The 24,323-nt window shown below is 48.5% G+C and carries 21 protein-coding genes; 3 read left to right on the plus strand and 18 right to left on the minus strand.

What is annotated here, in order from left to right; all coding sequences use genetic code 11:
* Positions 1-25: 25 nt before the first annotated feature.
* Positions 26-1,156 carry a DEAD/DEAH box helicase gene (locus BTA31_RS06085; RefSeq protein WP_076789803.1) on the minus strand — a complete coding sequence of 377 codons (1,131 nt, stop codon included), beginning with the start codon at positions 1,154-1,156 and terminating at the stop codon, positions 26-28.
* Between the two features lie 135 nt (positions 1,157-1,291).
* Between BTA31_RS06085 and BTA31_RS06090 the strand changes: the two genes are divergently transcribed.
* Positions 1,292-2,848: an ABC-F family ATP-binding cassette domain-containing protein gene (locus BTA31_RS06090; RefSeq protein ID WP_020450520.1), complete on the plus strand. Its 1,557-nt coding sequence runs from the start codon at positions 1,292-1,294 to the stop codon at positions 2,846-2,848.
* Positions 2,849-3,070: 222 nt separating this feature from the next.
* Here the strand turns inward: BTA31_RS06090 and BTA31_RS06095 are convergent, their stop codons facing one another.
* Positions 3,071-4,255 carry an MFS transporter gene (locus BTA31_RS06095; protein ID WP_076789806.1) on the minus strand — a complete coding sequence of 395 codons (1,185 nt, stop codon included), beginning with the start codon at positions 4,253-4,255 and terminating at the stop codon, positions 3,071-3,073.
* A gap of 258 nt (positions 4,256-4,513) precedes the next feature.
* A complete protein-coding gene (locus tag BTA31_RS06100; RefSeq protein ID WP_076789809.1) occupies positions 4,514-4,936 on the minus strand; it encodes a MerR family transcriptional regulator in 423 nt (140 codons plus the stop codon).
* 165 nt (positions 4,937-5,101) lie between these two features.
* Between BTA31_RS06100 and BTA31_RS06105 the strand changes: the two genes are divergently transcribed.
* A complete protein-coding gene (locus BTA31_RS06105; RefSeq protein ID WP_076789811.1) occupies positions 5,102-5,932 on the plus strand; it encodes an ion transporter in 831 nt (276 codons plus the stop codon).
* 39 nt (positions 5,933-5,971) lie between these two features.
* Here the strand turns inward: BTA31_RS06105 and BTA31_RS06110 are convergent, their stop codons facing one another.
* From BTA31_RS06110 to BTA31_RS06150, 9 genes are all read right to left on the minus strand, one after another.
* Positions 5,972-7,168, minus strand: a complete 1,197-nt coding sequence (locus BTA31_RS06110) for a cytochrome P450 (protein ID WP_076789814.1) — start codon at positions 7,166-7,168, stop codon at positions 5,972-5,974.
* A 17-nt stretch (positions 7,169-7,185) separates the two neighbouring features.
* Positions 7,186-8,187 carry a biotin synthase BioB gene (bioB, locus tag BTA31_RS06115; RefSeq protein WP_076789818.1) on the minus strand — a complete coding sequence of 334 codons (1,002 nt, stop codon included), beginning with the start codon at positions 8,185-8,187 and terminating at the stop codon, positions 7,186-7,188.
* Positions 8,184-8,891 (minus strand): dethiobiotin synthase, encoded by a 708-nt coding sequence (gene bioD / locus BTA31_RS06120; RefSeq protein WP_076789822.1) that lies wholly within the window; start codon positions 8,889-8,891, stop codon positions 8,184-8,186. Before bioD ends, bioB begins: the two co-directional genes overlap by 4 nt.
* Positions 8,888-10,027, minus strand: coding sequence for an 8-amino-7-oxononanoate synthase (bioF, locus tag BTA31_RS06125; RefSeq protein WP_076789825.1), 1,140 nt, complete (start codon positions 10,025-10,027; stop codon positions 8,888-8,890). Before bioF ends, bioD begins: the two co-directional genes overlap by 4 nt.
* Positions 10,017-11,363 (minus strand): adenosylmethionine--8-amino-7-oxononanoate transaminase, encoded by a 1,347-nt coding sequence (gene bioA, locus BTA31_RS06130; RefSeq protein WP_076789828.1) that lies wholly within the window; start codon positions 11,361-11,363, stop codon positions 10,017-10,019. The genes bioF and bioA overlap by 11 nt, the downstream gene beginning before the upstream one ends.
* Positions 11,360-12,130: a 6-carboxyhexanoate--CoA ligase gene (bioW, locus tag BTA31_RS06135; protein WP_142243745.1), complete on the minus strand. Its 771-nt coding sequence runs from the start codon at positions 12,128-12,130 to the stop codon at positions 11,360-11,362. The genes bioA and bioW overlap by 4 nt, the downstream gene beginning before the upstream one ends.
* Positions 12,131-12,308: 178 nt before the next feature.
* Complete coding sequence (locus BTA31_RS06140) at positions 12,309-13,511, minus strand: GTP-binding protein (protein WP_076789832.1); 1,203 nt, start codon at positions 13,509-13,511, stop codon at positions 12,309-12,311.
* Between the two features lie 65 nt (positions 13,512-13,576).
* Entirely contained in the window at positions 13,577-15,250 is a 1,674-nt protein-coding gene (locus BTA31_RS06145) for a nucleoside recognition domain-containing protein (RefSeq protein ID WP_076789835.1), read from the minus strand.
* Positions 15,244-16,356, minus strand: a complete 1,113-nt coding sequence (locus tag BTA31_RS06150; protein WP_076789839.1) for an NAD(P)/FAD-dependent oxidoreductase — start codon at positions 16,354-16,356, stop codon at positions 15,244-15,246. Before BTA31_RS06150 ends, BTA31_RS06145 begins: the two co-directional genes overlap by 7 nt.
* 132 nt (positions 16,357-16,488) lie before the next feature.
* Here BTA31_RS06150 and folE2 point away from each other — a divergent pair, with 132 nt between their 5' ends.
* A complete protein-coding gene (gene folE2 / locus BTA31_RS06155; RefSeq protein WP_076789842.1) occupies positions 16,489-17,391 on the plus strand; it encodes a GTP cyclohydrolase FolE2 in 903 nt (300 codons plus the stop codon).
* Positions 17,392-17,652: 261 nt separating this feature from the next.
* On the opposite strand, the gene BTA31_RS06160 is transcribed toward folE2, so the two are convergent.
* The 6 genes from BTA31_RS06160 to BTA31_RS06185 all read right to left on the minus strand — a co-directional run bounded on the left by BTA31_RS06160 (position 17,653) and on the right by BTA31_RS06185 (position 24,198).
* Positions 17,653-19,542: an ABC-F family ATP-binding cassette domain-containing protein gene (locus BTA31_RS06160; protein WP_076789846.1), complete on the minus strand. Its 1,890-nt coding sequence runs from the start codon at positions 19,540-19,542 to the stop codon at positions 17,653-17,655.
* A gap of 84 nt (positions 19,543-19,626) precedes the next feature.
* A complete protein-coding gene (locus BTA31_RS06165; RefSeq protein WP_076789849.1) occupies positions 19,627-21,051 on the minus strand; it encodes an SLC13 family permease in 1,425 nt (474 codons plus the stop codon).
* A gap of 146 nt (positions 21,052-21,197) precedes the next feature.
* Positions 21,198-22,049, minus strand: coding sequence for a methyl-accepting chemotaxis protein (locus BTA31_RS06170; protein ID WP_076789852.1), 852 nt, complete (start codon positions 22,047-22,049; stop codon positions 21,198-21,200).
* Positions 22,050-22,065: 16 nt separating this feature from the next.
* Positions 22,066-23,523, minus strand: coding sequence for a benzaldehyde dehydrogenase (gene yfmT, locus BTA31_RS06175; protein ID WP_076789855.1), 1,458 nt, complete (start codon positions 23,521-23,523; stop codon positions 22,066-22,068).
* 158 nt (positions 23,524-23,681) lie between these two features.
* A complete protein-coding gene (locus BTA31_RS06180) occupies positions 23,682-23,996 on the minus strand; it encodes a DUF2178 domain-containing protein (protein WP_076789859.1) in 315 nt (104 codons plus the stop codon).
* Positions 23,989-24,198 carry a helix-turn-helix transcriptional regulator gene (locus BTA31_RS06185; protein ID WP_003179660.1) on the minus strand — a complete coding sequence of 70 codons (210 nt, stop codon included), beginning with the start codon at positions 24,196-24,198 and terminating at the stop codon, positions 23,989-23,991. The genes BTA31_RS06180 and BTA31_RS06185 overlap by 8 nt, the downstream gene beginning before the upstream one ends.
* Positions 24,199-24,323: the final 125 nt, after the last annotated feature.

Genomic DNA, 24,323 nt, shown 5'->3' on the forward strand with positions numbered 1-24,323 from the left:
GCCTGCTGGCGGCAGGCCTCTTTCTTTACCTTTCAATAATCCGTCCTCTTTCATACACGATCCGCTGAAGCGGGATTTCAAGCTTCTTCGCCAGCTTTTTCAGCCTTTCCTCTTCAATGTGGTTGACAAGGCTGATCACGGTTCCTTCATTCCCCGCTCTTCCCGTCCTTCCCGACCGGTGGATATAGCCTTCAACGTTTGGCAAATCGGCGTGGATGACATAAGGGAGATCTTCGATGTCGATCCCGCGCGCTGCGATATCGGTCGCGAGAAGCAGCGTAAACTCGCCTGCCTCAAATGCCTGCAATATTTTTGCGCGCTCGATTTTTTTTGCCTCGCTGTGAAGGACGCCGATATCTACATGATGAAATTTGAGCTTTTCGGCATATACGTTTAAATTGCCGATGTCTTTAACAAAGACGAGTGCCTGCATGCCTGGAAGCCGCGAGAATTTCTGCAGGATTTTTACCTTATCCCGCTGGTCACATACGAGAAATTGATGTTTGACTTTTGCCGATTCTTCTTTCGACCTCTTGATTCTGAGAACTTCCGCATCCTTAGTCATTTCACGAAGCTCGCGTTCGGCATCGTCTTTTAAAGTCGCTGAAAAACAGAGGAGCTGCCTGTCGCGGAGCGTCGATTTGATGATGCCTTGTATCGTACCGCGATGCTCCGGTGTAAGCAGGTGATCGGTTTCGTCAAGGACGATCGTTTTCACTTCATGCATTTTCAGCTTTTTCATTTTAATCAGCTCAAATACGCGTCCAGGTGTGCCCGCAATGATGTGCGGGTGTTTTTTCAGCTTTTCCTGCTGCTTTTTGACATTGGCGCCGCCGATCAGGGTAGCGGCTCTGATATCCGAGCCTTTTTTCCATTCGACGATCACATCAAAAATCTGCATGACAAGCTCGCGGGACGGAGCCAGAATCACAGCTTGCACGTTCTTTTGATCCGCCTCCAGCTTTTCCAGAATCGGCAGGACGTAAGCGAGCGTTTTGCCCGTTCCAGTCGGCGACTCGGCGATCACGTCACGCCCGTCCAAAATCAGTTCGACTGCATTTTTTTGGACATTCGTCGGCTCTTGAAAGCCCGATGCCTTCCAGTTTTCTTGAATAAACGGTTTTGCTTTATTTAAAAATGGCCATCTTTCTGTCATGTTTTTCTCCTTTTATCAGGTTGATTCTGCTCCTAGTATCTCAAAACAAAAGCGGCTGCGCAATTTTTCTTTTATTGTTCCCTCTGAGTTCGATATAATCTTATAGAATACAGATTATATTTTGAGGTGCAAAACATGAGTTTACTTACAGTCACAAAGCTGAGCCACGGTTTTGGCGACCGGGCGATCTTTCATGATATATCCTTTCGCTTGCTGAAAGGCGAACATGTCGGTCTCATCGGAGCAAACGGCGAAGGAAAATCGACCTTCATGAATATCATTACAGGCAAACTTGAGCCTGACGAAGGAAAAGTGGAATGGTCCAAAAAGGTTCGGGTCGGCTATCTTGACCAGCATACATCACTTGAGCGCGGACAAACGATCCGCGACGTGTTGAGAAATGCTTTCCATTATTTGTTTGCGATGGAAGAAGAAATGAATGCCATCTATACAAAAATGGGCGAGGCCGACCCCGACGAGCTTGAAAAGCTTCTCGAAGAAGTCGGAACAATCCAGGACGCCCTGACCAACAACGATTTTTACGCGATTGACGCAAAAGTTGAAGAAATCGCCCGCGGCCTCGGGCTCAACGATCTCGGCCTTGACAGGGATGTCGCGGATTTGAGCGGCGGTCAGCGGACCAAGGTGCTGCTTGCCAAACTGCTCTTGGAAAAGCCCGACATCCTGCTGCTCGATGAGCCGACAAACTATCTGGACGAACAGCATATCGAATGGCTGAAACGCTATTTGCAGGAGTACGAGAACGCCTTTATTTTGATTTCTCACGACATTCCGTTTTTAAACAGCGTCATCAATCTGATCTACCATGTGGAAAACCAGGAGCTGACCCGCTATGTCGGCGACTACAACCAATTCCGCGAAGTATACGAAGTGAAAAAACAGCAGCTTGAAGCCGCCTACAAAAAACAGCAGCAGGAGATTTCAGAGCTGAAAGACTTCGTCGCCCGCAACAAAGCACGCGTTAGCACAAGAAATATGGCGATGTCACGGCAAAAAAAGCTCGATAAAATGGATATGATCGAGCTTCCTTCGGAAAAACCGAAGCCTGAATTTCACTTTAAACAAGCTAGAACATCCGGAAAGCTGATTTTTGAAACGAAAGAGCTCGTCATCGGCTATGATGAGCCGCTGTCCCGCCCGCTGAACTTGAGAATGGAGCGCGGCCAAAAAATCGCTCTGTACGGAGCCAACGGCATCGGAAAAACGACATTGCTGAAAAGCCTCCTGGGTGAAATTTCACCGCTGTCGGGAGAAGTCGAACGCGGCGAGCACCTTCATATCGGCTATTTCGAGCAGGAAGTCAAAGAGACCAACAACAACACATGCATAGAAGAAGTGTGGAACGACTTTCCGTCCTTTACACAGTACGAAATCCGCGCGGCCCTGGCGAAGTGCGGATTGACGACAAAACATATCGAAAGCAGGGTTTCCGTATTAAGCGGCGGGGAAAAAGCGAAAGTCAGACTATGCAAGCTTATCAATTCAGAAACGAACCTGCTTGTACTCGATGAACCGACAAACCACCTTGATGTGGAAGCAAAAGAAGAATTAAAACGAGCTTTGAAAGAATACAAAGGCTCCGTCCTGCTCATCTCTCACGAACCTGAATTCTATATGGACATCGCGACAGAAACATGGAATTGCGAGTCATGGACAACGAAAGTTTTATAAACAAGCTTTCAGATTGTTGACAAAATCCCAAAACGACTTTTAGTTTTGGGATTTTGTCATCCTTTCAGCGTGATTGAAAACCCTTGCAGTCTAGGAAGGCCGAGCATCGGAGCGCAGCGAATGTTGGAATTCGTGAGCACCGACGCGCAGGCCTGACAACGAATGCGAGGGTTTCTCGACACGCTGAAGCTTGTTTCCTTTTAGGGAAACAAGCTTTTTTCATTAATGACCGGCTTTGATGCCTGCCAAATAACGGCGGCCTCCAGTCAAAACGGCCATGCCGGCAAGCACGGCGATGCACCCTGCAAAATAGGGAGTATGGGCAGTAAAATGATCGGCTAACACACCGGCGATCCAAGGCGCAATGGCCCCGCCGATGAACCGGATGGAGCTGTAGGCAGATGAAGCAACAGACCGTTCGACAGGCGCAGCTTCCATCACCGCAGTTGTCAAAATCGTATTGATCATGCCCAGAATACCTCCGGCAATGATGATCGCCCCGATGACGAGCGCCATGTGCTCCGTCCAAATCCCGATCGCGAGCAAATCAGCTGCAAACAGCATAAACAGAAGGAGCAGGGAACGGACGGTTCCAAAGATCCGCTGTACGGCCGGAGCGATGAAAACAGAAGTGATCGCAAGAAACAGCCCCCATCCGAAAAAGACATAGCCGAGGCCCCGTTCATTTAAGTCAAGCACAAACGGCGAATATGCAAGCAGAGTGAAGAAACCGAAGTTATATAAGAATGCGGCTCCTGACAGCGTCAACAGCCCTTTATAACGAAGCGCTTTGAGCGGCGCACTGATGGAAATTTTCTTCTGCGGCTTTTGGACAGGCGGCAAAAGAAAAAAGATGGCCAAAAGAGCAGCGGCCATTAAAACCGATACGCCGAAAAACGGCGCTCTCCACGATATTGTGCCAAGCTCTCCGCCGGCAAGCGGTCCAACCGAAATGCCCAATCCCAAAGCCGCCTCATACAAAATAATGGCTTTTGCACTTCCGCCAGAAGCCACGCTGACAATAACGGCAAGCGCAGTGGAGATAAACATGGCGTTTCCGAGTCCCCAGCCGCCGCGGAAGCCGACGAGCTGAGAAATGGAATGCGAAAGCCCGCCCAGGCCTGCAAAGACGATGATCAGGATCAAACCGCTGATTAACGTCAGCTTTGCTCCAATCCGGCTCGAGACGGCGCCTGATAAAAGCATGGCAAAACCTGTGACAAGCAGATAGCTTGTAAATAAAAGCGAAACCTGGCTGGGGGAAGCATGCAGCTGCTGTGCGATCGCCGGCAGAATCGGATCGACGAGCCCGATCCCCATAAACGAAATCACGCAGGCAAAGGCTACGGCCCAGACCGCTTTTGGCTGTTTAAACATACTTGAGTTCTCAGGTGGTTGTTCATTCATTATCTATCAAACCTTTCTTTCCAAATAAAGAAACGCTATGAAAATAGCGTTTCAGATTGTTGACAAAATCCCAAAATGACTTTTAGTTTTGGGATTTTGTCATCCTTTCAGCGTGATTGAAAACCCTTGCAGTCTAGGAAGGCCGAGCATCGGAGCGCAGCGAATGTTGGAATTCGTGAGCACCGACGCGCAGGCCTGACAACGAATGCGAGGGTTTGGCGACACGCTGAAACGCTATGAAAATAGCGTTTGTCTTGTTTAATCAATTGATTGAAGCGCATTCTCAGCTTTTGCCTGCATACCCTCCAAGCGCTTCTTAAAAGATTGAAATTTTTCAATCTTTTCATCAATCATTCTCATCTGTTCATTCAGCATTCTCTGAATGTCTTCAAGCTTTTCTTTTCGTTCCTGTTTATCCAGTGACAATAGGTATCCTTCTTTATTCATCTCCAGGTGCTTGTCCGTTTCCATGAATTGCTGGAGCTCCTGCAGCGAGAATCCCAGCACTTCCTTGGCACTGATCACTCTTTCAAGTTCTTCAAGATCGTCTTCAGAGTAAAGACGGACACCGCCTTCCGTCCGCTTCGGTGAAGAAAGCAGACCGATTTCTTCGTAAAAGCGGATCGTTCTTTTCGTCAGGCCGCTTCGCTTGGCCATTTGATCAATCTTCATCCACTCCACGTCCATATCCCCCCGAGATTTTTCTTCTTTTCTATTATACTACTATTAAACTTTTACGTAAACGTTAAGTTTTTCGATACAAAAATAAAAGAACTGACTTGACATCCTCATGCTGCTGTAACGTATCATAGAAATGACATCAAAACAGGAGGACAAATAATCAGAGTGAACACTCATCAAAATCGATTTTCAGTTCAAAGCAAAGTTTCGGCATTGATCAATTGCCGGCTGTTTCAGTCATTCATCACGACGGTCATTGTGTTGAATGCCATCTCGATCGGTTTGGAAACTTACGCTTTCTTTAAGCCTTATCAAAAAGTATTTTTTATTGTGGATTGCTTGTTTTTAACGATATTTGTAATCGAACTTTCTCTTAAACTGTTCGTTCAAAAACAGCACTTTTTTAAAAACAACTGGAACGTTTTTGACTTCGTGATCGTCGTCGGCAGTTTGATTCTTTACAATACGAATTTCGTCAGCGTTCTCCGTATTTTCCGGGTGCTGCGGGTGCTGCGGACGATCACTTCGGTCCCCTCATTAAGACGGATCGTCAACGCGCTGTTTATGGCGATTCCGACCATCAGCAGCGTCATTATCCTGATGAGCATCATTTTTTACGTGTACGCCGTCATCGGTACGATGTTCTTCTCCGCCATCGCGCCGGAATACTTCGGCAATCTGCAGCTCAGCCTTCTGACACTGTTTCAAACCTTTACGCTCGAATCGTGGGCAAGCGGCATATTCAGGCCGATTTTTGCCGAGAGCGGCTGGTCATGGCTCTATTTCGTTTCATTTATCGTCATTGCGACTTTCATTATGATCAACTTGATCGTCGGGGAAATCGTGAATAATGCGCAAAAAATTTCTCAGGAAATAGAAGATGAGACAGGCGAACTGAAAGAGGATACAAAAGAAATCAAAGAGCTGCGGGCGGAAGTCAAAGAATTAAAGGCGCTTCTGGAAACCTATATCACACAAAATGAAAAGAAAGATTAAAAGGGGCCGGCACCTGTAAGCCAGCCCCTTTTTTCGTCTTTAATTGAGGATAACAGGCAGCTCGGCCAGCGACCTAAAGCCGATTAGCCTGCGAAATGGAATGTCTGTTGAAGCAAGCTTTAACTTAGGCAACCGCTCCAGCAGGGCGGGAATGGCAATTTGCGCTTCGAGCCGCGCCAATGCCGATCCTAAACATACGTGTGCACCGGCTCCAAAGGCAAGGTGCGGATTCGGCTTTCTCATGATGTCAAATACATGCGGGTTTTGAAATATCTTCGGATCGCGGTTGGCGGCGCCTAAAAGGATGTATACGTGCTCTCCTTTTTTGATGACTTTCCCGTTGATTTCACAGTCCTCTGACGCGGTGCGCGCTGTCAGCTGTGTCGGGCTTTCATAGCGCAGACATTCTTCGACGGCCGACTCAATCAGCAGCGGATTTTCTTTCAGCTCGCTGAGCTGGCCGGGATGGTTCATGAGCAAAAACAACCCGTTCGTCAAAAGGTTGACCGTCGTCTCATGCCCGGCAATCACAAGCAGGATGCACGTCGCAAGCACTTCTTCTTCGGCAAGCTGATCATGACCGGCGAATGTGCTGATCAGGTCTTCTGAAGGATGAGCTTTTCGCTTTTCAATTAAATCTTTAAAATAAGCCGTCAGCTTGACAACGGTATCACCGCCTTTTGCCAGCTCCTTTCGTGTACGGGTCAAATCGATTGTTTGAATGAGATCCGCCGTCCATTGCCTGAATTGGTACCTTTCCTCTGCCGGGACGCCGAGCATGCCGGCAATGATAAGGCTTGCCAAAGGAAAAGCGAATTCCGATACCATGTCCGCCGTCTTCTTGTTTTCAAGCTGATCGAGCAATTCATGGACGGTTTCTTCTATAACAGAGCGGAAAGTTGCCGCCTGCTGCGGCATGAATTCTTTGCCGACAATCGTCCGCATCCGCTTATGGCCGGACTCATTTTGAAACAGCATCATATTTCGCTGCAATCGCTGAAGTTGTTCATATTTAGTAGAAGCTTCAGGGAGCGGAACGCGGTTTTTAAATGCCGCGTCCTTTAAAATCGCTGCCGCTTCTTCATATCCGGTGACATACCAGCCCGGATGCTTTAAAACGGTTCCTTTATATACAGAATGAACGGACCGCAGTTTATCGTAAAACAGATATGGATCTCTCCAAAAATCCGAATCCGATTTCAGGCTCGGCCCTGCCTCGTGCAGCTCTGTCGTCATGTTATATCTCCCCCGTGTTACCGCTGTAAACTGGCTTTCATTTCTTCCACCGATTCGACTTCAAATCCTAAATCATGGAGCATCTTATGGTCCTCTGTTTCATTCTGTCCTGCCGTTGTTAAATAGTCTCCGACAAAGATCGAATTGGCGGCATACAGCCCCAACGGCTGCAAGGAGCGGAGGTTGACTTCGCGCCCCCCTGAAATGCGGATTTCCTTTGTCGGGTTGATAAAGCGGAACAACGCCAAAACCTTTAAACAATAAAGCGGATTCAATTCATTGACCCCTTCCAGCGGAGTCCCGTCGATCGCATGCAAAAAATTAACCGGAATCGAGTCGGCATCAAGCGCCTTTAAGCTTTTCGCCATATCGACGACATCCTGCTTCGTCTCTTTCATCCCGACGATGACGCCCGAGCATGGGGACATCCCGGATTTTTTGGCTGTTTCCACGGTGTTCACCCTGTCATCATACGTATGGGACGTTGTAATGTTTGAATGGTTGCTTTTTGATGTATTGATGTTGTGATTGTACCGGTCCACTCCGGCTTCCTTCAGCCGCTCGGCCTGCTCGGGCTTTAGCAGTCCAAGGCATGCGCAGACTTTTAAACCGTACGTTTCTTTAATTTCTTTAACGGCGCCGACCACTTGATCGACTTCTCTGTTGGACGGGCCTCTGCCGCTCGCCACGATGCAGTATGTTCCGATATTTAAATCGTGTGCACGCTTTGCACCTTCAAGCAAGGTCGTTTTGTCGACCATCCGGTAGCTGTCGATCGGCGCTTTTGATATCGAAGACTGCGAGCAGTAGCCGCAGTTTTCCGGACAAAGGCCGGATTTTGCATTCATAATCATATTGAGCTTTACTTTTTTTCCGTAGTAACGTTTTCTGATTTGAAAAGCGGCATGCATAAGCAGGAGAACTTCGTCATCCGGACATTCCAAGATGGAAAGCGCCTCTTTTTCTGTTACTTCCCCGCCATCCAGCACACGTTCTGCAAGTTCCATCCACTGATTCATTTTTCTGCCCCCATTTGCATTTGATTCATAATCAAGGAAACATCGACATGATCCTTGATCATGTGTTGAATTTGTGTTGGTGAAGCGTCTTCAAGCTTCGGTGTAACGCCAAGGAGCGGCACACCGCAAAACCTTTCAATCATGTCCGGATTCGTCTGTTCGTCAAGTCCGGGCCGGCTGCTGATGCCGTTGATCACGATGCCGATCACGCGTATCCCCATTTGTTTTGCGTATTGGACGGTTAAATACGTATGGTTGATCGTTCCGAGATTGGGACGCGCCACAATGACAGCGGGCAAATCGAGCGCTTTGATCAAGTCGCTGACGAAATAATCCTCTCCGAGCGGGACCGCAATCCCGCCTGCCCCTTCAACGATGAAGCAATCGTGCCGATCCTTTATCTTTTTCCAATGGTTCACGGCATCTTCCAGCCCGACGGTCCTCCCTTCGAGCTTCGCAGCTGTGTAAGGTGCAAGCGGCTCTTTAAATACAAAAGGCGTAACCTCTTCATTAGTAAGAGACGTTTCAGACATGTTCTTCAAAAGAGCTGTATCACTCTGCGGAACGCTAGTGAGCTCGCCGCTCAAAAACGGCTTAAACACGCCGACATCAACATGCTGCTCTTTCAACAAAGCGGCAAGACCGCAAGCGACAAACGTCTTCCCGACTCCCGTATCTGTTCCCGTTACAAAAAAACCCTTCATTTCACCAAGTTCAACTCTCTTCCCATTAATTTAAACCCCTCTAATAGATCTTCAATATCTCTCAACCTGCGATCTGCGGTGACGGTCAGCCTGATCCGGCTCTCTCCTTCTGCAACAGTCGGCGGGCGGATGGCCGGGGCATCAATTCCCTTTTCCTTCAGGCCGTTTGCAATCAGAACGGCTTTTTGAGGCTCTCCGATCATAACAGGGATAATCGGTGTACCTTCTCCGTTGACCGTAAGCCCGATATCCTCCAGACCCCGTTTAATCATGTTCACCGATGATTGCAATAGCCGGCGTTTAGCCCGGCTGTCTTCGATGATGTCAAAAGCCCTGCATGCCGCCGCACAGCTTGCGGGCGGGACAGCCGTTTGAAAGATAAACGTTCTCGCATGATTCAGCAAAAAATCGATCAATGTTTTAGAGCCCGCCACAAAGCCGCCTTCTGCGCCTACAGCTTTACTTAACGTGCCGATGACTACATCGGGAGAGACGCCGAAAAACTCGCTCGTTCCCCTGCCGGCCTCTCCCAAAACCCCTGTTGCGTGGGCATCATCAACGATGACAAAGGCCCGGTACCGCTTGGCGAGCAGCATGATTTCGTCAAGCGGCGCAATCGTGCCGTCCATGCTGAACACGCCGTCTGTCACAATAAAGCGGCGTGTACGCCTCTGTGCGGCGCGGAGCTTTTCTTCAAGATCATTCATATCCGTGTGACGGTAAACAACCGTATCAGCTTTTGAAAGACGGCAGCCGTCGATGATGCTGGCGTGGTTCAATTGATCGCTTAATATGACGTCTCCTATCTCAGGCAAAGATGAAAGCACGCCGACATTTGCCAAATATCCGCTTGAAAACAAGAGAGCCGCTTCTGTCTGCTTAAAACCGGCGATTTTCCGCTCAAGTTTTTCATGCCATGCGGTATTGCCGGACGTCAGCCTTGCTCCTGTGCTTCCGGCTCCAAAGCTGCGGAGCGCCGTTTCTGCGGCGTGAATCAGCCGTTTGTCGTTCGCGAGGCCCAAATAATCGTTTGACGCCCAATTTGTACGTTCAGCTTGAGGCAGTTTAAGCGAGCGGTAAAGCCCGGCTGCCTTCATCTTTGCGAGCCGGCTGCTGAGCCATACGTCAATGTGCACGGCCTGTAACCTCTTGAATCGCTTCTTTCATAATGGACACCATGGCGCGCAGGTCATCGGCGGTGCTGGCAAGCGGAGGAAGAAATGCGACAACATCCCCGAGCGGCCTCGTCAGCATGCCAAGCTCTCTCATTTTCAAAGACACCCGGTATCCGATTCGCTCTTCAGGCGGATAAGGCTGCCTCGTTTCCTTCGACTGAACGAGCTCGATCCCGCTCATAAAACCGAGCTGACGGATGTCGCCGACATGAGGGAGCGCTGCCAGATCATGAAAGAGCGATTCCAGTATTTTCGACTTTTCGGCAACTTGAGCGACGATTTTTTCCGATTCGAACAGGCGCAAATTTTCCAAAGCAACGGCACATCCCAGCTGGTTCCCCGTATACGAATGGCCGTGGAAAAACGTTTTGAGTTTGTCATAGTCATCATAAAATGCCTGATAAATTTCCTCTGTCGCAAAAGTGACGGCGATCGGCAAATAGCCTCCGGTAATGGCCTTTCCAGCCGCCATCAAGTCAGGCTGAACACGTTCATGCTCACAGGCAAACATTTTCCCGGTTCGGCCAAATCCTGTTGCCACTTCATCGACAATCATTAAAACGTCATATTTCGTACAAAGCTCCCGAACGCCTGCCAAATATCCTTCAGGCATCACGATCATCCCTGATGCCCCTTGGACCATCGATTCGACCGACAGCGCGGCGATCTCATCGTGCCGCTCGCTCAGGAGTTGTTCAAGTTCTGCGAGACATTCATCGCGGCACTCGTCCGGGTTGCCGCTTTTCGAGCGGTATACGTAAGGAACGTTCACCTTAAAGCTTTCAAACATAAGCGGCCCGTATACATGGTGGAAGAGCTCGATCGCACCGACGCTGACAGCGCCGATCGTATCGCCGTGATAGCCGTTTTTCATCGAAATGAATTTTTGTTTCTCCGGCTTGCCGATGTTTTTCCAATATTGAAAGGCCATCTTCAGCGCGATTTCCATTGCTGCAGCGCCGCTGTCCGAATAAAAAGCACGCGTCAGATTTTCCGGCGTGATCTTGATTAACACCTCGGCAAGCTCTGTCGCCGGAACATTTGTCATCCCCAGCAATGTTGAATGAGCGATTTTGCCAAGCTGTTTTTTGATGGCCTCATCCAGTTCCTTCTTGCGATGGCCATGGACATTGAGCCATACTGAAGAAAATCCGTCGTAGTACTCCCTGCCGTCGATATCTTTCAGCTTGATGCCTTCCCCGCTTTCGATGATCAGCGGGTTTTCGTCATAGTCTTTCATTTGGGTAAAAGGCAGCCAAAGAAATTGTTTGCTTTTTTCAACGAATGATTGATTCATGATTTACCTCCCGACCGAATGAATACAGGCTGTTTTTCCAAATCGTCTATACAGCTCTTTACATCTGCTAATCCATCAACAAAAAAAATCCGGCACCCGCTTTCGTCTCCATGCTCTTTCATCTTTGTAATCCGCTGGTAACCCAGCTTTTTAGCGGCGACATAGCCCGTTATGTAATCAGGGTCATCTGACCAGCATAATTCGGCGACGACGGTCGGGTGCTCACATACCTTTGAAGCGATGGCAAGCGCCTCTTTTAACCGCGGATTTGGCGGCATTCCGCACGAAGCGGCCCATCTTTGAAAATCGGCTTCCGGCCAATCGAGCCGTGAGACGCGCACTCCTTTTTGCTTTCTTTCGTCAATCCGCCGGCCTGAATGAATGTCAAACAAAACGGCGCCCCTTACATCCGAGTATTCGGCAATGCCTTGAAACGCTTTGTCAACTGCGTTTTCCGGTACGCCGGCGCGGCTGATCAGCTCACGGGCAAGCGCTTGTCCTTCTTCCGCTGATTCCGTTTCATTCGTTTTAATGCGCAAAGGTTGAACAAGCTTTATCGGTTCGTTTACAAGATCGAACCGAATTTGCATAAAGTCCGGCTTGCCCCGCGAATGAGACAATGCTTTTTCCAATAAATCGCTGACGGCATCCTTTAAACCGATGAAAGGCGCAAGCCGCTCTCCTCCGGATATGTGTTTTCCCCCCTCTTCATGGGGACCGTTCTCGGAGGCTCTCATTCTCACACTGTAATACGCTTCCCCCTTCATGCTTTCATCCCCCCTTCAAACACCGAACTCATATGTTAACCCAAAAATAATTTAAGTTAACATTACAATAAAATATTAGTATTCCTTTCCTGATATGTCAACACGGTGTACAAAACACCGGTTTGTTAAAAATAAAAAAAGACAAAAGAGATTTCTCTCTTTTGTCTTATAAATTTGCTTATCTAGCTCTTTCAATCTGCCAATCGAACGGGTCAGATAAAAGCGACCAGTCGTCCGCCATCTCCGAATCTGTCAAAAGGCATCGATCCGCTTCGGCGGTAATTTCAGACGGCGACAGATCCAGTCCGATAAAGACGAGCTTTGTGTGACGGTCTCCGAATTCTTCATTCCATTCTTTTAATAGCTCAGGGTTCTGACTGAGGATTTGTTCCTGTTCCGGCTTGGACAGCGCAGCCACCCAATAAGAGATCGGTTCCAGCGACACGGAAGGACCCGCCTGCGACATCAAAAGGGCAAGGCTGTTGCGCGTCGCACACCAGGCGATTCCTTTCGCCCTGACGACGTTTTCCGGCAGCGAATGAATCCAATTATAAAACCGCTCTGTATGAAAAGGACGGCGCGCTTCGTATACAAACGAAGATATTCCGTATTCCTCAGTCTCTGGCGTATGCTGGTGGTGTCCTTGGTTTAATTCCCTGATCCATCCTGCTGAACCGCTTGCTTCGTCAAAATTGAAGAGACCGGTGTTTAAGATGACCTTCGGATCGACCTCTCCTTTGACCGCTCTGATGATGTTTGCTTTAGGCTGCAACGTTTTCAGCACTTTCTCAAGCTTTTCTAAATCTTCCTCGGAGACAAGGTCGCATTTATTCAAAATCAGCACATCGCAAAACTCGATTTGATCGATGAGCAGATCGGCGATGTCGCGTTCATCCTCTTCACCGACAGCCTCTTTCCGGTCCAGCAGGCTGTCCCCCGACTGAAAATCGTGCCAAAAACGATTGGCGTCGACAACCGTGACCATTGTGTCCAAGCGGCAGAAGCGGGTCAAATCAATACCCAATTCTTCGTCGATATAAGAGAACGTCTGAGCGACCGGGATCGGTTCGCTGATACCAGTCGATTCGATCACGATATAATCAATATTTCCTTGCTTCGCCAGTTTTTCGACTTCAACAAGCAAATCCTCTCTGAGTGTGCAGCAAATGCAGCCGTTTGACATTTCAACCAGCTTTTCATCCGTCCTCGACAGGCCGCCGCCTTGCTTGACAAGCCCGGCGTCAATGTTGACTTCGCTCATGTCATTAACGATAACGGCGACTTTCAGCCCTTGGCGGTTTTGCAATATGTGATTCAGCAGCGTCGTTTTACCCGCCCCCAGGTATCCGCTTAATACTGTTACAGGAATCTTTTTACTCATTTTTTCATTCTCCTTCCTCTTATCAAATCGTAATTATTACGATTTATATTTTATTTCACCACAATTTATTTAAAAATGCAAAGCGTCAGCTTCCAGATGATCATGATGATCAAAACCGAAACGACTGAAGTGGCCATCTGTTTTCCCATAATGGCTGCCGCCGTTTTCATCCCCAGTTCCTTGGCAATTGTCCAAACCGTCACCATGCATGGAGTAAAGGTTGATGCCAAGTAAATGAGCAGAAAGAGCGTTGCCCCCGGCAGCACATCAAGAAGCGCTCCATTCCCTTCATTGAACAAGAGAATGCCGTCTTTCCTGATCAGAGAAAAAACAAGGCCCGGCGCCGCATCTTCCGGAGCACCGAACAGGCTTAAAACAGGCGAGACAAGCAATGTCACAAGACGGATGACACCGAGTTCATTCAATACTGTCGCCGCCAGGCAAATGATGAGAAAGATCGGCATCGCCTGAAAGATAAATTGCTGAAGCACTTCTTTTACTCGAAAGACGATTCCTTTCCAGGACGGCATCTGCAAAAACGTTTGCCGGTGCTCAAAGTAAGCGGCCCATTTCTGATCGATGCGATACCATATCCGGTTATGAGCGGCCGCTGCTGCAACAAGAACAGCGAGGTAAGGAATAAACAGCCACTCCCTTCCCGCAGCATGGAAAATCGACAGCGTCGCGCCGATTTGGTAGCTGCACGCTGATCCGAAAGAAATAAATGATACACAACGCTTTCTCGTACACATGCTGCACGACCGCGTCTGCTGAACGGCAACGACATTGCAGCCAAATCCGGTCAAAAGCGGAACTAAATCACGGCCGTTCAGACCGATCTTCCGCATCAGCGGGTCCAATGAATCGACGATCCGGTCCTTTAAACCCGAATCATCTGCTGCCGCATTCGCTACAGACATAAACAAAACGACAGGAAACGCCCAAACAAACGAGTAAATGCCGAGGGATAACAGGCCATAATTCCCGGCCAATGCCGCGCTCAGCCATGACGGCAAGCCTCCGACCGCATTTTGGAGCGGTTCAACCACCCATTTGTCCGCGTATTGCTGCATCCACTCTGATGTATGATAAGCCAATACGATCGGCGCCATAAATAACAAACATAAAAGTGCAGTGCTCACAACAGGCCCCGCTACGGGACGATGAAACAAAAACTGCTGAACAGCCACACTTTCAAGTTCAATCTGTTTCATCCGCCTCCGTTTGAGCGGATGAAATTCAGCCTCTTTGCTTAAAAAAGCGATGATCCGCTCTTTTTTATCGTCTGTCACGGTTCTCGTATCAACCAGCAGGACCGGGAGACTGTGCTTGGCCACTTGCTCAGAAAGCGTCCGGCGCATAGCGTCCGTCATTTTATCCTGAAACGTAACGATAAAGCAGACGCGCCGGGCATCCGGCGGAATCAGCTCCAAGACCGCGTTCAGCTCTTCAGAAAAATGGGTGCCGCGCAAGACGGCAACCACCTCATCGGCCTTTTCGATCTCTTTTGTTAGCGCTCTTTTCGACACGCTGTCATTCTCCCGAATGCCCGGTGTATCAATGGCTTGCCAGCCCGGAAGGCTTGTGATCTCCCGTTCAGCCGCAAAGATCGTCGATCCTTTCACATTGGCTGCTTCGCCTGCTTTCTGATCAGTGATCGCCGAAAAAAGCGTTGTTTTTCCGACCGATTCGAGTCCGATGAAGAGCATGCGCTGCCGCCGCGTTGGCTCTTTCAGCATTCACACTGCACCTCACAGCAGCTCAAATCCGTGAGAAACATTTGATTTTCCCTGTATTCTGTCAACACCTGTTCATCGATCGAAAACTTTCGTTTTTTCAACAAATGCTCAGCGATGACGGCGAATCGCTGCCTGAATTTATAAATGAAACAGAAGACGGCGTTTTGGTGCTGAACGCTCGGCCCGATTAAATAAAGACCGTCCGTCACGGTCGACATGTCTTCATTCGTTAAAAGCGGCTTGCCGTTCTTTCCCCATTCAAACAAATGCTCGATTTGTTTTGCGCCGGAATGAAAGCCTGTCGCGATAATCGGCCGTGTTTCCGAGCGGATTTTTCTCCCGTCTGACAAATATAAATCGTATGCTGGTCCGTTTTTCGCCAGTTTTTCAACAACGGCTTTTTCCAAAAAATGAACCTTCCCTTTTTCATACGCATCTTCTAAACGCTCCCATGTGTAAGGTGAAAGCGACCGGCTTGGATCGGCTTCAGCGTTTTCGCGGAGCGAATTCGGCATCACAACCGTCACATCGCTGCCATAGGACGCCAGTGTAACCGCCGCATCCATTGCGCTTTCATAGCCGCCTACCACGTAATAATGGGCTTTTTCAAATTGGCTCCACCTGACGACCTTGCTGTTGTGGATGCCAATCTCTGCACCATGAAACGAATATTTCGGGAATTGGAATTCACCGGCTCCCCAAATGACGTCTTTGGCCTTCATCATGCCTTTATTAGTTTCAACTGAAAAACCGCCGTCGTCTTTATGAACGCTGCGAACCGATGTGCCTTCTTGAATTGGAAGCTGAAAATGATCGGCCAAAAGCGCCAAATAATCTCCATACTCCCGCCCGCTCAAGTGCTCGCGGTGAAAAGTAAAAGCAGGGGATGTTCCCGGAGCAACAGCATTTAAATCCAATGCTCCGAATCCCTGCCCGGTAAAGGACGGTGTTATCAGTTTCATTTCTTCAGGCCAGCTTCGGAATGAAGCTCCTGTACGGTCTTTTTCCAAAATCGTAAACGATTGAAAACCGAGTTTTTTCAGAACGATCCCCATCCCAATACCTGCGGGTCCCGCACCAACAATGACGATTTCGCTATGCTGCAAAACAACCACTCCCTAAACGAAATCATTTCGATTTAAATTACATGCTTTAGACATGACCACTTGATTTTATCACAGCATTGCCTCAAAATAAATAGGAACTATTTCGATTTACTACAGAAAGGGGTCTCATCAATGGAACGCAAACTGCATTTGCCCGCAAAACCCGAACGCCACCGCCGCTTCGGATCTGTCGAAGCCGTGAAAGGAATAAAACCGACCGATAAAGAACAGATGAAGGATATTCAAAATACACCGAACGACTATTTTTTTGACATTGACCATGTCGGTGTCTCAAACGTTTCGCATCCGATTTTGATTGCATCCTCGCTCAAGCCGTTTACACAAACGACGATCGGCACTTTTTCCTTTACGACGAGCCTTGCACGCGACCGCAAAGGAATCAATATGAGCCGCCTGACAGAACAGCTGCAGCGCTATTACGAAGCAAACTGGACGGTTGACTTCCATACACTGAAAGATTTTGCAAAGGATTTAGCCGACAATATGGAACAGCAAAGCGCATCCGTCTCCGTCAGTTTTCCATGGTATTTCGAACGCCTCAGCCCGGAAACCAAATTGTCCGGACTGATGCACGCCGATATCCATATGACAGTCTCTTATCATGAAAACAAAGGCTTTTCGCAAACCGCCGGCATCACCGCCCATGTGACGACGCTCTGCCCGTGTTCAAAAGAAATCAGCGAATACAGCGCCCATAACCAGCGCGGCATAATCAAGATCACCGCGCATATCGATGCACAGGCGGAGATGCCGGAAGATTTTAAAAGCGAGCTTCTTGCCGCAGCGGAAACGAACGCAAGCGCAAAGCTCCATCCCGTCTTAAAAAGGCCCGACGAAAAAAGAGTGACTGAACAAGCTTATGAAAATCCAAGATTTGTAGAAGACGTCATCCGCTTAACAGCTGCTGACTTATACGAAATGGACTGGATCTCCGCCTTTGAGATCGAATGCCGGAACGAAGAATCGATTCACTTGCACGATGCCGTGGCGCGGCTGTCGTTTTCCAAATGTTAAAAAGCTCGGCCGAAAGAATGGCCGAGCTTTTATCAATGAACAGGAATTTTAATGATGAGCGTGATCAAGCAGACGATGCTGAATATCATAAAGGACGCCATTAAGCCTCTTCTGTTTTCTTTGCGGTAACCCATTGCTTTTACAAACAAGAGAACACATCATGCGGCCATCAGCAGACAGCTGAGCAATTCTTCAAAAGGCATATTTGTTCGCGCTCCTTTTTTCCACATCAAAACCGCCGGGATTTCCCGGCAGTCTCACTTACGATTGTTCAAGCTCTTCGATCAACAGCGACAGCTCGGTCCAGCGCTCCATTGCCGCTTCGAGCTCTGCGGCTGTTTGCGCCTGCTCTTCCATCAATGTCTGGATTTTGGCGAAGTCGCTGCCGGCTGCGGCGATTTCTTCCTCAAGCCGTTTATGCTTTTCTTCCAGACCGGCGATTCTATCTTCGATGCCGTCCCATTCCAGCTGATCTTTATAAGACAGCTTCTTCCTTTTCTTTTTCTCAGGTTTGACAGGTTCGGCGGTTTCTGGCGACGGCTTTTGACGACTGGACTCCTTTTGCTTCTCCATATATTCGCTGTAGGAACCTTGAAAACGCGAAACGTTTCCGCCTCCTTCAAATACAAGCAGCCTGTCGACGACACGGTCTAGGAAATAGCGGTCATGGGAAACGGTCACGACAACGCCGGGAAACTGCTCCAAATAGTCTTCCAGCACTCCGAGCGTCTCGGTATCAAGATCGTTTGTCGGCTCATCGAGGAACAGGACGTTCGGCTCCTCCATCAGCACTTTCAAGAGATAAAGGCGCCTCTTTTCTCCGCCTGACAGCTTGCGAATCAAGTTGCGCTGCATGCTCCGCGGAAAGAGGAACCTTTCCAGCATCTGCTCAGCTGTAACCACTTGTCCGTCGGCCGTTTTGACGACCTCAGCCGTCTCCTTGATGTATTCGACGACCTGCAGCGCATCGTTCATTTCGCTGTGATCCTGTGTATAGTAGCCGATTCTTACAGTCTGACCGATCGTAATCTGCCCTCCGTCAGGCTTGACGCGCCCGGCAAGCGCGTTTAAAAGCGTTGTTTTGCCGATCCCGTTCGGTCCGATGATGCCGATCCGGTCCCCCGGCACAATCAGTTCATCGAATGAACGGACAAGCTGATTGCTGCCGCGGCTGATGTCAACACCTTCCGCTTCAATTACCTGCTTGCCGAGACGGTGGGAGCCGATGGCGAAATCAAGGGCAGAGCCGGTTTCAGGCGCGTCCTGTTCTTTCAGTTCCTCCACTCGCTGAATTCTTGCTTTTTGTTTTGTCGAACGGGCTTTGGCTCCCCTTCTCAGCCAAGCAAGCTCCCTTCTGAGAAGGTTTTGCCGTTTCGTTTCGCTTTGTTCGGCGAGCGTTTCTCTTTCGGCCCGCTTTTCCAAAAACACTTCGTAGTTCCCTTTGTATGTGTATAGGTGCCCGCGATCCAGCTCATAGATCCTGTTGGTCACCCGGTTTAAAAAATAGCGGTCATGGGTGACGAGGACGACAGAGCCCGGATACCCGCTCAAATAGCCTTCAAGCCATTCGATCGTTTCATTGTCAAGGTGGTTTGTCGGCTCATCCAAAATGAGGAGGTCAGCAGGCTGAATCAATGTTTTCGCGATCGCAACCCGCTTTTTTTGCCCCCCGGAAAGGGAACTCACTTCTTTTGCCACATCCGCGACGCCAAGCTTCGTCAAAATCGTTTTTGCCGCCGTATTCGCGTCCCAGGCGCCATGTTCGTCCATTTTTCCCTGTGCCGCCAGCAGGTTTTCCTGCTTCTTCGGATCATCAGGCGACGCATTCAGCTCCTGAAGCGCCTGCTCATACGCCCTCATCGTCCGCATCATCACGGAATCTCCCGAATAAATGTGCTCAAGTACAGTTTCAGAGCCGTCCAGATCAGGATCTTGATCCAAGTACTCGATATGGAGGCTGCCGGGCTTGGTGATGTCTCCTTCTTCGGTCGATTCATGGCCGGCGATCACTTTCAGCAAACTGCTTTTTCCCGTTCCGTTCGGTCCGATCAAGCCGATCCGTTCGTTTTCTTCGATATGGAACGATATATGGTCAAATAATGTTTTATCTCCGTAAGTTTTATATAAACCTTCCGCTTTAAAAATGCTCATCTGTCTACCAATCCTAACGTAATGTCATAACCTTATTTTAATGCAGATGATGCAAGAAAACTAGTGAGAGCTTTTTCGCAGACATTATAGAAAGACAGCCGGAAGCCAGAAATAAACGCTGATTACAATCAAAACGACACCTGCGATATTGAGCCAAAAGCCCGCCCTGACCATATCCTTGATCGTCAACAGATTGGAGCTGAAGACGGCTGCATTCGGCGGGGTGGAGATCGGAAGCATAAAGGCGCACGATGAAGCAAGCGCAGCTGCCGCCATCAGTCCGTACGGCTCGACTTGAAGCGCGGCGCCAAGACCGATCGTCATCGGGATCACCATATTGGCGACAGCTGTATTAGACATGATTTCGGTCATAAATAAAATCGCAGCCGTCAAAATAATCAGCACGAATAAGTAAGGGTGGCCTTCCAACAGCTTGAGCTTGCCGCCGATCCACGCCGTCAGATTGGTCGCCGAAAAACCGGCCGCAAGCGACAAGCCGCCTCCAAACAACAGAAGCAGCCCCCATGGCAACGACTGCATATCCTTCCATTCCAAGATCCGTTCATCCTTTGTACTCGGCATTAAAAACAGCAGAACCGCTCCGAAAATCGCGATCGACGTATCTGAAATTTGAAATGGCAGGATGAATTTGAACATCCACAAACATGCGGTTAACAAAAAAACGGTAAAAACCGATTTTTCTTCCCTCGTCATTGCGCCAAGCGCCTTTAAATCATGATCGATAAAATCAGGTTTTTTCCCTTGAAAGGCGCTCACTTTAAATTTAATTTTCGTTAAATAAACATATAAAATGGCAAGAAACAGAACGGAAACCGGGAACCCGAATAAAAACCACTCAAAAAACATAATTTCATGATTGAGCATCTGTTTCGACATCGCGGCAAAGACCGCATTCGGCACGGAACCGACCAATGTGGCAAGTCCGCCGATCGAAGCCGCATACGCGACAGCCAGCAAAATGCTTTTGCTGAACTTCTGCAGCGATTCGCCTTTTAAAATTTCTTTTTCCTGCACTTCTTTAATAACTGCAAGCGCTACGGGAAGCATCATCAAAGCGGTGGCTGCATTCGAAATCCACATCGATAAAAACGCCGTCGCCGCCATCACGCCGAGCACGATCCGATGGCTTTCAGCTCCGATCCGCTTCAAAATATGCAAGGCCATCCGTTTATGGAGGTTCCATTTTTCGATGGCAATCGCAATGATAAATCCCCCCATATACATAAACACAATCGGATCGCCGTATGCTTTGGCCGTCGTTTCCATATCTAAACCGCCTAATGTCGGCAGCAAAATGATTGGCAACAGCGATGCCGCCGGAATCGGTACGGCTTCTGTAATCCACCAGACGGCCGTCCAAGCTGTAACCGCAAGAATGATCCGCGGCGCGTAAGCCAGCTCAGCTTCCGGTATCAAGCCGAGAATCAGCAAAAAACTGATCGGCCCCAATAACAATCCGGTCAGTTTAGTCGGTGTATATACTCTCATTTACCCCTTCCCCCTTTGAAAGCGATTTCCCATCCATCACTTTCGCTTCGCCCGGGGAAAATTCCTCTAAAAAATTTAAAATAAAATTTTAATAATTGAAAATATGAGAAAAGCCCGCCGATTTTGCCGGCGGGCCTGTGAATGTTCTAGTCTTCAAAATGATGTTCCGCCATCTTGGCGAGATTTTGCGCGTTGCTGCTGATTTCCTGCATGGTGGCGGAAATTTGTTCAACGCCGGCGGCCTGGTCGCTCGTATGTTCATTGATGACTTCGATCGAATGCTCAAGGTCTTTCAATAACGCGTGGATTTTCTTCGTGATTTGGTCAATCTGACCGACGTTTTCTTTTGAGTGTGTCGCAAGCTTGCGGATTTCGTCGGCGACAACGGAGAACCCTTTTCCTGATTCACCGGCTCTCGCCGCTTCAATCGCCGCATTCAGTCCGAGCAGGTTGCTTTGATCTGAAATGCCTTTTACGGTGACTGAAATTTTCTCGATTTCTCCGGCGCTTTCGCTGACTTCTTTCGCCTGCTTGGAAATGTCGGACATTTGTCCGGAAAATCCGCTGACAGATTCGGCGATATCCTGAATGGCTGAGGCCGTCTGCTCGACGATGACCGACAGGCTTTCCGCGACGCGGTGAAGCTGATCTGATTTTTCAAGACTCGTGCCGAGCCCGACTCCGCCGATAACCCTTCCGTTCTCGTCGTGGAGCGGGATCGCTCTTGCCGCAAGAGGGAAGCCGAACAGCTCCTTAGGCACCATGCTTACTTTCTTTTTGTTTTGGCGGATGGCGTCTGTAATAATATCGCCTTCCTGCAAAGGATCACCCGCTTTGACATCAAGGGAAAATGTCTTTCCCGGGATGTTGACGATCAGCTTTTCAGTATCATAAATCCCCACTGTCACATCGTCCTGGATCAGCTGATTCAGAAACGGCGCCACTTTCACAAAAGCATCCAGCAGCGGGTGGATGTCCGTTTTTACTGCTTCATTCATGTATCAAATCCTCCTCTTAATATGGAAAAATCCTTTTTTGGTGCTGGACGGAAATCCATTTTAATGTCGTAAATTCGTCAAGGCTCCACTCTCCGTTCAACCTTCCGATCCCCGATTGCTTTTCACCGCCGAAAGCGACATGCGGCTCATCGTTGATCGTCGTGTCATTGACATGGATCATACCCGTCTCGATTTGCTTTGCGATGGCAACGCCGCGCTCCACATTTCCCGTGTGTACGGCTCCGCTCAGTCCGAACGAAGTGTCATTCGCGATCTCAACCGCTTCTGCTTCGGTCTCAAACGGCATGACGCATACAACCGGGCCGAACAGCTCTTCCTTGGCGACAGACATGTCAGGCGTGACATCCGCAAGAATCGTCGGCTCGACGAGATTGCCTTTAATATCGCCTTTTAGAAACGGTGTGGCGCCTTCTTCGATGCCTTTTTCAATCGATTTTCTTAAATGTTCAGCTTGGCGTTCATTAATGACAGGGCCGATAACAGTTTCAGGATCCAGCGGATCACCCGTTTTTAACCCGGAGATTTTTTGACTAAACAGCTTTAAAAATTTCGAATACACTACTTTTTGAACAAGAATCCGGTTGGCTGACATGCAAATTTGCCCCTGATGTGTGAAGCGGCTGAAAGCCGCGGCATTGACGGCGTATTCCAAATCCGCATCCTCGAGAACGATCAATGCGCTGTTTCCGCCGAGTTCAAGCAGCGGTTTTTTGAAATGTTTGATTGCCAGCTGCCCGATATAGCTGCCGACCTTCGTTGACCCGGTAAACGAGATGATTCTCGGAATCGGGTGCTCAACGAAGCTGTCGCCGATTTCCCCGATATCTGTGACGACGACATTCAGAAGTCCCCCCGGCAGACCGGCTTCTTCAAAAATCTTCGCAATCAGCGTGCCGCCGCAAATCGGTGTTTTTTCATGTGGCTTTAAAACAACGCCGTTCCCGGCGCCAAGCGCGGGCGCAACCGATTTTACAGATAAAAAGAACGGAAAGTTGAACGGACTGATGACACCGACCACTCCCGCCGGAATCCGGTATATCCGATTTTCTTTCCCATCAACCGGTGAAGGGAGAATTTTTCCTTCCATTTTGAGCGGGAAGCCTGCCGCTTCTTTGATCAAATTGACGACAAGATCGATTTCAAAAGCCGCTTTCAGCCGTGTTCCGCCAAGCTCCTCCATAATGAGGAACACAATCGCTTCTTTATTGTCTTCAATATAAGCCGCGGCTTTTTCTAAAATTGCCCTTTTTTCATAGGGATTGACGCCATCCCATTTCTTTTTCGCCTCAAGCGCAGCTTTGTACGCCGCATCGACATCCTCTCGCGTCGCTTTCCGAAAAGAGGTAATCGTTTTATGGGTAAAAGGATTCAGGTCGGCCAACACGCTTTCACTTTGGCCGTCTCTCCATTCCCCTCCTATGTATTGACGGTTGAGGTCAGTTATTTGAATCATTCAGTCCATCTCCTATCAAACAGTTTTGGGAAAAGTTAGACTACATCTTATGTATCGGCAGTCTTTCAAGAAAATTCAATCTTATGGGTCTTTTGGATATAAAAAAAGATTTTACCGATAAATCGGTAAAATCCGGATACAAGGGGAACAGCATCATCTTAGTTTTTCTGCGCAAGGTAAACGGTTGTGATCAGCATTGATAAGCATTGCAGGATATATAAACCTGTTATTAGGAAAAATGAAAAGGATATCCCTTGGAAAATGATCACCAATGCCCAGGCCATTAAAATGGCGGCCATTGTAATGTTCCAGGAGAGCGCCTTAGCCTGATCACTAATCTTCTGTTGACGTTCATCGAACAGCCTCTCTTTTTTTCCAATTCGTCTGTTTACGCTGTAAACAATGACGATCCCGAGCACGCCTATTCCTAAACCTGCTAAAGCGATCAGTGTGTTTGTCATCGTTTCAGTCAATATTTTCATCCCCCTCAAAAATAAATAAATCTTCAATCAGACATTCAAAAATTTGAGCCAGTTTATGCGCCAGAACGAGTGAAGGTTTATACTTCCCCTTTTCAAGGGAAATCACCGTTTGCCTCGACACATTGAGCCTTTTAGCCAGTTCTTCTTGTGTCATGTTCAGCGAAGTGCGCTTTTCCTTTATTAACGTTTTCATCTTTCCTCCATTGGGAATGTAAAGTTTACAATACGTAAAGTATACTTAACAAAAAAATAGATGTCAAGTTAACTTTACAATAAAAAAAGATAGACAAAACAGGTTGTCGTCCTGTTCATCTATCT

It is taken from the genome of Bacillus haynesii, assembly GCF_001969855.1.
GTDB lineage: Bacteria > Bacillota > Bacilli > Bacillales > Bacillaceae > Bacillus > Bacillus haynesii.

Bases quoted from the DNA above. Each gene is read 5' to 3' on its own strand.
- BTA31_RS06185 (WP_003179660.1), bottom strand. From the start codon at position 24,198: ATGAAAACGTTAATAAAGGAAAAGCGCACTTCGCTGAACATGACACAA.
- yfmT (WP_076789855.1), bottom strand. From the start codon at position 23,523: ATGATTCAAATAACTGACCTCAACCGTCAATACATAGGAGGGGAATGG.
- bioD (WP_076789822.1), bottom strand. From the start codon at position 8,891: ATGAAGGGTTTTTTTGTAACGGGAACAGATACGGGAGTCGGGAAGACG.
- BTA31_RS06140 (WP_076789832.1), bottom strand. From the start codon at position 13,511: ATGAGTAAAAAGATTCCTGTAACAGTATTAAGCGGATACCTGGGGGCG.
- bioB (WP_076789818.1), bottom strand. From the start codon at position 8,187: ATGAATCAGTGGATGGAACTTGCAGAACGTGTGCTGGATGGCGGGGAA.
- BTA31_RS06160 (WP_076789846.1), bottom strand. From the start codon at position 19,542: ATGAGCATTTTTAAAGCGGAAGGTTTATATAAAACTTACGGAGATAAA.
- bioA (WP_076789828.1), bottom strand. From the start codon at position 11,363: ATGAATCAATCATTCGTTGAAAAAAGCAAACAATTTCTTTGGCTGCCT.
- bioW (WP_142243745.1), bottom strand. From the start codon at position 12,130: ATGAAGGGGGAAGCGTATTACAGTGTGAGAATGAGAGCCTCCGAGAAC.
- BTA31_RS06170 (WP_076789852.1), bottom strand. From the start codon at position 22,049: ATGAATGAAGCAGTAAAAACGGACATCCACCCGCTGCTGGATGCTTTT.
- BTA31_RS06090 (WP_020450520.1), top strand. From the start codon at position 1,292: ATGAGTTTACTTACAGTCACAAAGCTGAGCCACGGTTTTGGCGACCGG.
- BTA31_RS06110 (WP_076789814.1), bottom strand. From the start codon at position 7,168: ATGACGACAGAGCTGCACGAGGCAGGGCCGAGCCTGAAATCGGATTCG.
- BTA31_RS06095 (WP_076789806.1), bottom strand. From the start codon at position 4,255: ATGAATGAACAACCACCTGAGAACTCAAGTATGTTTAAACAGCCAAAA.
- folE2 (WP_076789842.1), top strand. From the start codon at position 16,489: ATGGAACGCAAACTGCATTTGCCCGCAAAACCCGAACGCCACCGCCGC.
- BTA31_RS06145 (WP_076789835.1), bottom strand. From the start codon at position 15,250: ATGCTGAAAGAGCCAACGCGGCGGCAGCGCATGCTCTTCATCGGACTC.
- BTA31_RS06085 (WP_076789803.1), bottom strand. From the start codon at position 1,156: ATGACAGAAAGATGGCCATTTTTAAATAAAGCAAAACCGTTTATTCAA.
- BTA31_RS06165 (WP_076789849.1), bottom strand. From the start codon at position 21,051: ATGAGAGTATATACACCGACTAAACTGACCGGATTGTTATTGGGGCCG.